We start from the raw sequence: 6,117 nt of genomic DNA, 5'->3' as shown, positions 1-6,117 counted from the left end.
CACCGGCGGCACGTGCTTCGGCGACACGACGCCTTGCAGGTTCCGCATGAAATGTACCCGGCAGCGCTGCCACGAAGCGCCGGTGAACTGTTGTGAGTGCACGCCTCAGTCCGACAACCATTTGCGCCGCTTCAGCCTTGGACTGTGGGATGAACTGACCACGCTGCTCGGTCATGTACAGATCCTCTCTCATCCCGAGATTCGTTGCCCAAGATCATTGGATCACCCCAGCTTGCACCAAGCAATTGCTTGGTGCAAGATTGGCGAGTGACCGCAGCCGAGGCCCTCGAACCTGCACGTCACCACGAGCTGTCGACCCGGGCCGCCGGACCGTGGCCGAATACGGACTGGCTTCGCATCGGGTCACTCTGCCCAGCCGAAGTAGACCCGCTTCTAACCTGAGACGGTCATGGTCATTGCCCCTCGGCGCAATCGACATCTTTCGCGACTCTGCTGAACGAGCCGGGGCGGGGCAACCGCCTCATTGACTATGATCCCGGCCGGCAGTGCACAGCTACTTACACCATGACAACTGCACCAATGGCCGAAAACCGCCGCTACGACGAGATGCAGAAGGTGCGAATTGCGGACCCTCGAATGTGACGTCGACACAACATGGATCGACATCAATGACCACATGAACGCCCAGTACTACGGGATCGTGGTCTACCGCGCACACGCCGCGTTCACCGACGCTCTAGGCCTGGGTGACGATTACGTCCGGGCGACCGGGTTCGGGAAGGTCGTGGTGCAAACCGCAATGACCTACGAACGCGAGGTACGGCGCGGGGCACGGCTCGCCGTCGATTCCTGGCTACTGGGCGTGGACGCCAAACGGCTGCACTTCTTCCACGAAGTACGCAATCTCGACGACCAAACGCGGGTAGCCGTTCCCGAGCAGTTGGACCTGCACGTGGACCTCGAGACGAGAAGGACTACTCCGCTGCCCCCGGAGGTGCTCGCCAGGCTCACACATTTCGCTGCTGAGCAGTGTGCGGCTGGCCGACCCAATGGTGTGGGGCGCACGATTCGTTTTCCGCGGAGCTGACCGAGGAATCCCTTCGCGCCAACGAAACGGTGGTGCCCCAGTCGAAGCCGAGGTCGGCGAGTTCGGTGAAGTGTGCGGTTGTCAGCGATGGTGTGTCGCGGCGGCGTTCGGTGCGTCGTCGCGCGGCTCGTGTTCCGAGCAGGAATCCGTCGCTGCAGGTGAGTGTTGTGAGACATGGTGTGCCGGGGCTCGGCGGTGCAGTCGCCGAGGCGGGTGATACTGGCCGCCCACCGCTGCCGTCCATCCCGCCGCGGATAGTGGCAGTGCCCCAGTCGACGCCGAGGGCGTCGAGCTGGCGACCCGCTCCGGGATTAGACGATCTGCGCCGAGGCGCCGGTCCCGGCGGCGGTGCATCACCCATGCGCCCGGCTGCATCCCGTCCTCGCACACGAAACCCGCGAAGACACAGGTGTGCCCGTGCTCGGTGATGAACGCTCTTAGGTGTGGGATGCCGTCCGCCCACAGCTCCGCGGGCGTCCGTCCGGTCTGCCAATCGATGCTGGTGGACACCGCTGCCGCGTCTGTAGCAGCGCTTGTCCTGCGGTGCGATTCGCACGCGACGCCGTCGTTGTCGCGGTCAAGCTCGTTGCTGTAGCCGACTCGCCGCGCATGATCGGTGCCGCACCGGCCGCCCGGGTGGCATCCTCGTCGCTGACTTTTAGGAGTGAGCGTCGGTAGCGCAGTCTCCGACGACGAAGATGCCCCCGCGGCAACGGTCGTGGCGGTGGCGGGGCTTGCGGCCGCCGACGTAGCGGCCGGATCAGTCAGCGCGTCGCAGGCAGTCAACGACAGACCAGAGCCGCGGCGACAGAGATCAGCGCGGTGCGGGGACGGCGGGGAGCAGGCGGACTTGTGCGGAGTGAGGTGGCAGGCACGCGGCGTTCCCTCATGCAAGCAGGGGTCGGTTCCGCGCGGTGACCCGGATGCAAATAGGCGGCATCGTCCCCGACGCGAACGCGAACCCCCATGTTTGCCAAAAGAAATGGGACACGCCTCAAGGCTCATGCAATTCGCCTCGTACTGACCTAAAGGCAACGCGACTAATGGCCACTCGTGGCACCTCTTTGATCGTGTGCCGGGGTGCCGCGCCTGCAGCCAACCAGGAGATTGCCACCCCGCCGAACCGTCGCCGCTTCGGCACTCGCGACTCGGGCTCTGAACCCGACGGGCCAAGGTAGGTCACCATGGGCAGTCAGGTAGAAGAATGCACTGAACGCCTTCGCGATCACTTTCGAAAGACGCATCCACCTACCGGCGCCAACCTGGATCCGCCATTCATCGGACACTCCCCGCTGTGATGCGGGCTTATCCCCGAGCGCCGCCCAGGGTGCTTCTGGGCGGCGCTCGGGGATAAGCGCAGATTAGATTTGTGCGCTCGAGTTGTGTATTAGTGAGCTTCGTGGTGTGCCGGGGCAGGCTTGCGCAGTTGTGTGAGCGCGAGCAGGATGGCGGTCACGACGAACCACCCGGCGAGGATAAAGAGTCCGTGGCCCACACCGGTGCTGCCGAAGTAGATGATCGAACGGACGGCGTCGAGAGCACCCGCCCCGATCCAGAAGTTATTCAACGCCGACCAGAATCCCGGTAGGAAGTCAGCAGGGAACGCGCCGCCAGCACTCGGGAAGTTCACGAAGATCATCAGCACCATGACGACCATGATCGCGGCCTGACCGAAGATCCGATTGACCAGGATGCTCACCAGTCCGACCGTGACCGTGTAGGCGATCACCACCGCCAGCATGGCCAGGTTGGCAGCGAACGAGGCGCCGTAGAAGCCGACGAAGATGGCCGAGATGAGGTAGGCGAGGACCGTGCCGATCGCCGACATCACACCCAGCACACCCAGTTGCTGTCGCAACCGCATCCGCGGCGCGACCTGGGACAGCACCGTGATGGTGAGGTAGCCGACGATCGTGCAGACCATGACGAGGTAGAACAGCCCTGTTCCGGTGGGGTCGTCCGCAGCGAGCGGCGCGTGGTCGACGACCTTCAGCTCGACTCCCTGCGCGGCGGCGAGCGGCTGAGCGAGTCCCTCCACCGCCTGCACGGTCATCGTGCTCGAGAAGGCCGACCGGGTCGGTGGCACCTTGTGGTTCTCCACGCTGACCACCCCAGACAACGGGCGCCTGTTGACCTGGCTGCAGAACGAGGCCACCCGCCTCGGAATCGACATCCGTCTCACCACCACGGCCACCGCGGACTCGGTTCGGGCACTCTCACCCGACGTGGTCGTCGTCGCGACCGGCGCAGTCCGCGAGCGCCCCGCCGTCCCTGGTGGCGACCTGCCGCACGTCCACACCGGCGATACAATGCGCGCGCTCATGACCGGCTCCGGCGACGCCACCGGCCAGTCCCCGCTGCTGCGAATCATGGGTCGGCTCGGCGGCCTCACCGGAATCACCAAGAGCCCCGACAAGATTCGCTACCTGAGCAGCAAGTTCCTCAAGCTTCTTCCGATGACCCGCAACGTCGTCGTGGTCGGCGGGTCTCTCGTCGGCCTCGAGTTGGCCGAGTTCCTCGCCGAACGCGGCAGCCGCGTGACCCTTGTCGCCGAAGGCGGCCAGCTCGGCGTGCCGATGGCGATGCCGCGCCGGTGGACCGCGGTCAAGCATGCCCGCGAGAACGGAGTCAACATTTACCGTGATGCCACCTTGAAGCGGATCACACGCAAGACTGTCGAGTTCATTGCAGGTGGCGAAACGCTGTCGGTGCGTGCATCGATGGTGATCGTCGCCACGGGTGTATCGGCCGCCGCCCCACTGGCGGAGGACCTTTCCGCATCAGGTGTCGACGTCCACGTCGTCGGCGACGCTGGCTCGGTCGACTACATCGAGGGCGCGGTCCACTCGGCATGGAAGATCGCCACCGCGCTGTAGATCGCACACCCCACTGAAGCACCGTATGGCTCGGCGAGCGTCCAACGTCCCTTCGGGGACTGGTTATTGTGGAGTCAACGAGCGGGGAGACACGGGTGTTGCCTGCGGGTGCGCGCGATCCGCGTGTCCGTTGCAGCAGAGACGCATCTGTGACTTCGGCGAAAGGGTTGCGGGAGTGTCTCTCGCGTTCGCCCCCTCTGATGATGCGCCGGTTCCGCGAGGTGGCTGCCATCGAGGCAGTGTGTCGAAGGCCAAATATTCAAACTCGTCTCTGATGTAGGCCCTTTCGGGCGATGAGCGCTACTCGTTTTGGCCGTCGACGGCCACGTCGGTGCTCCTCGATGCACAGACCGTCGCGGCGCTGATCGCGGAAGGGTGCAACGTCGCGCCCGAGGCCGCGGCTTCTGTAGGGATACCGGCGCCATAGGTTACGGATAACGCTGTGTTCCAGTACTTCTTGGGTCCATTGGGTATCCGGCAGAGTGGCGTGCGCGGAGGGGAGCCGATGTGGTCGGGTTGGTCGCTGATCGTGGATACCCCGCCTGCGTCGTGGCAGCGACCAACTTCTGGCAGAGCTCCGCATCCTTCTCTCATTCCGGTGCGGGTCGGAGGCCTACGTGTTGTGCAGTGTCAGTCCGGACGCCCCGAGTGCCGCGTTCGATCGCTTCCCTGTCGCCTCGGGCGGCGTCACCAAACTTCATGTGTTCTACAGGCAGGAGGCCGTCGGCCGTGGCGGTCCAGGTGAAGGTCCTGCCGCCGGAGACGCGGAAGCCCAGCGCCGACACGCCCACCGGCGCTCAGCTCCCGACGAACGCTGCGTCGGGAGTTGAGCGCGGGAAGCTGGATCGTGTGGAACTCGGTGCTCGCCTACTCAGGAAGGGATCCGCGATTGCCTCGACCTAGATAAGCCGGGGACCTCGCCTGTGGCACCCATTCAACACTCCTCGAGTGTGTTCGTAGTCGGTCCGATCACTGCCGAAACAAATGGATTTCGAACCCTTTCGCCGAGCAGCGGGTCAGACCACGCGTACCGATCGTGGGATCGGTGCGGGTATGGCGTCCAGCAGCGTCCGGGTGTAGCTCGGTCTCGACGACCGCACCGGACTTCATCACCATCACCCGGTCGGCGATCACCTCGATGAGGGCGAGATCGTGACAGACGAAGAGGTAAGCCAGGACGCCGCTCATCGCGGCCATGCTGACGGTCGTCACCGCGACAACGATCGGGCTCGGCCCCGCGCCGGCACATGCGCAACCTGCGCCGACCCCCGGCGCCTTCGTAGGGGAAACCGTGCTGTCATGGTCACAGCTGGGAATGTCCCCGTCTGTGAAGCTCGATACCGCCGCCACCCGGGACTTCACGCTCCCCGTGCCTCGCGGCACGCGTACTCTCACCCTCACCGGCCAGATACGGCCGCCGCAGAACTCTGGTCCCGAGCGGGTGGAGATCGAGAGAGCGGACGGCGCACCCGTCGCGGAGGTCTCCCTGCCCGCGGCCGCGTCAGGGAGCGCAGCCGTTCCCTTCTCGGTCGATTTGAGCGCGCTGCCCGTGGTCGACAACGCCGTGGGCCTCCGGTTCGTCCTCCGCTACCAGGATGCCGTCGAGAACCGATGCACCCCAGGACCGGAGGTGACCTTGTTCGATCTGCGCCCCGATCTACAAGAACTGCGACGCTGTGCGCGCAGCAGGCACAGCACCCCTGTACGCCGGACAACCCGGCTACAGCACCAAGCTCGACCGGGACCTCGACGGCGCCGCATGTGAATGACCGCCCCGCATCCGATCGGCTGCTCACTCGGCGGACTGCCTACCGGACTCGGTAGCTGACCCGCCCCACCGAACCCACCACGATGGCCCCCGCCTGGACGGCGGGGGCCATCGCGTTTTCGGCCATCGACCGGCCGGTCAGTCCAGAGGAAGTACCCAGTAGTGGTGCATCGTGATCGGGGCACCACGGTCGTCGAGGTAGAGGCGGTAGGGGACCAGGCCGAACTGGGGACGTCCGGTGTCGGCATCGACGCCGCCGAGAAGATAGATCCGCTCCTCATCGGCGAACACCGCCCGCGCCCACGCCTCAGGTTCGGCCAACTCATGCCGTCGTCACGCGCATGGCCAGCTCGGCCACGCGGCGCAGCTGCTCCTCATCGGCGCCGTCGCGAGCGTAGGACGACAGGCCCACGAGCAGAGCGTGG

General features: G+C 65.4%; 5 protein-coding genes and 3 pseudogenes. 3 read left to right on the top strand and 5 right to left on the bottom strand.

Features of this window, described 5'->3' with window-relative positions:
* Nucleotides 1-96, bottom strand: a pseudogene (locus C8K36_RS24415) (transposase); the annotation flags it as partial.
* A 487-nt stretch (nucleotides 97-583) separates the two neighbouring features.
* Here C8K36_RS24415 and C8K36_RS24410 point away from each other — a divergent pair.
* Nucleotides 584-1,048: a thioesterase family protein gene (locus tag C8K36_RS24410; RefSeq protein WP_181319716.1), complete on the top strand. Its 465-nt coding sequence runs from the start codon at nucleotides 584-586 to the stop codon at nucleotides 1,046-1,048.
* 81 nt (nucleotides 1,049-1,129) lie between these two features.
* Here C8K36_RS24410 and C8K36_RS25535 read toward each other — a convergent pair whose 3' ends face one another.
* On the bottom strand, nucleotides 1,130-2,053 hold the full coding sequence (locus C8K36_RS25535) for an excalibur calcium-binding domain-containing protein (RefSeq protein WP_107987591.1): 924 nt from the start codon (nucleotides 2,051-2,053) through the stop codon (nucleotides 1,130-1,132).
* 382 nt (nucleotides 2,054-2,435) lie between these two features.
* Complete coding sequence (locus C8K36_RS24400; RefSeq protein WP_258013655.1) at nucleotides 2,436-3,101, bottom strand: hypothetical protein; 666 nt, start codon at nucleotides 3,099-3,101, stop codon at nucleotides 2,436-2,438.
* Here C8K36_RS24400 and C8K36_RS24395 point away from each other — a divergent pair.
* Nucleotides 3,097-3,924: pseudogene (locus C8K36_RS24395) on the top strand (FAD-dependent oxidoreductase); the annotation flags it as partial. The gene C8K36_RS24400 and the pseudogene C8K36_RS24395 overlap by 5 nt on opposite strands.
* Before the next feature lie 969 nt (nucleotides 3,925-4,893).
* Here the strand turns inward: C8K36_RS24395 and C8K36_RS24960 are convergent.
* A complete protein-coding gene (locus C8K36_RS24960) occupies nucleotides 4,894-5,112 on the bottom strand; it encodes a hypothetical protein (protein WP_219728287.1) in 219 nt (72 codons plus the stop codon).
* A 470-nt stretch (nucleotides 5,113-5,582) separates the two neighbouring features.
* Here C8K36_RS24960 and C8K36_RS24385 point away from each other — a divergent pair.
* A pseudogene (locus tag C8K36_RS24385) lies at nucleotides 5,583-5,693 on the top strand (excalibur calcium-binding domain-containing protein); the annotation flags it as partial.
* Nucleotides 5,694-5,830: 137 nt separating this feature from the next.
* Here the strand turns inward: C8K36_RS24385 and C8K36_RS24380 are convergent.
* Entirely contained in the window at nucleotides 5,831-6,013 is a 183-nt protein-coding gene (locus C8K36_RS24380; RefSeq protein WP_107987590.1) for a hypothetical protein, read from the bottom strand.
* Nucleotides 6,014-6,117 lie beyond the last annotated feature (104 nt).

The organism is Rhodococcus sp. OK519, from assembly GCF_003051005.1.
Taxonomy (GTDB): Bacteria; Actinomycetota; Actinomycetes; order Mycobacteriales; family Mycobacteriaceae; genus Prescottella.
This window is presented reverse-complemented; position numbering and strand designations above follow the sequence as displayed.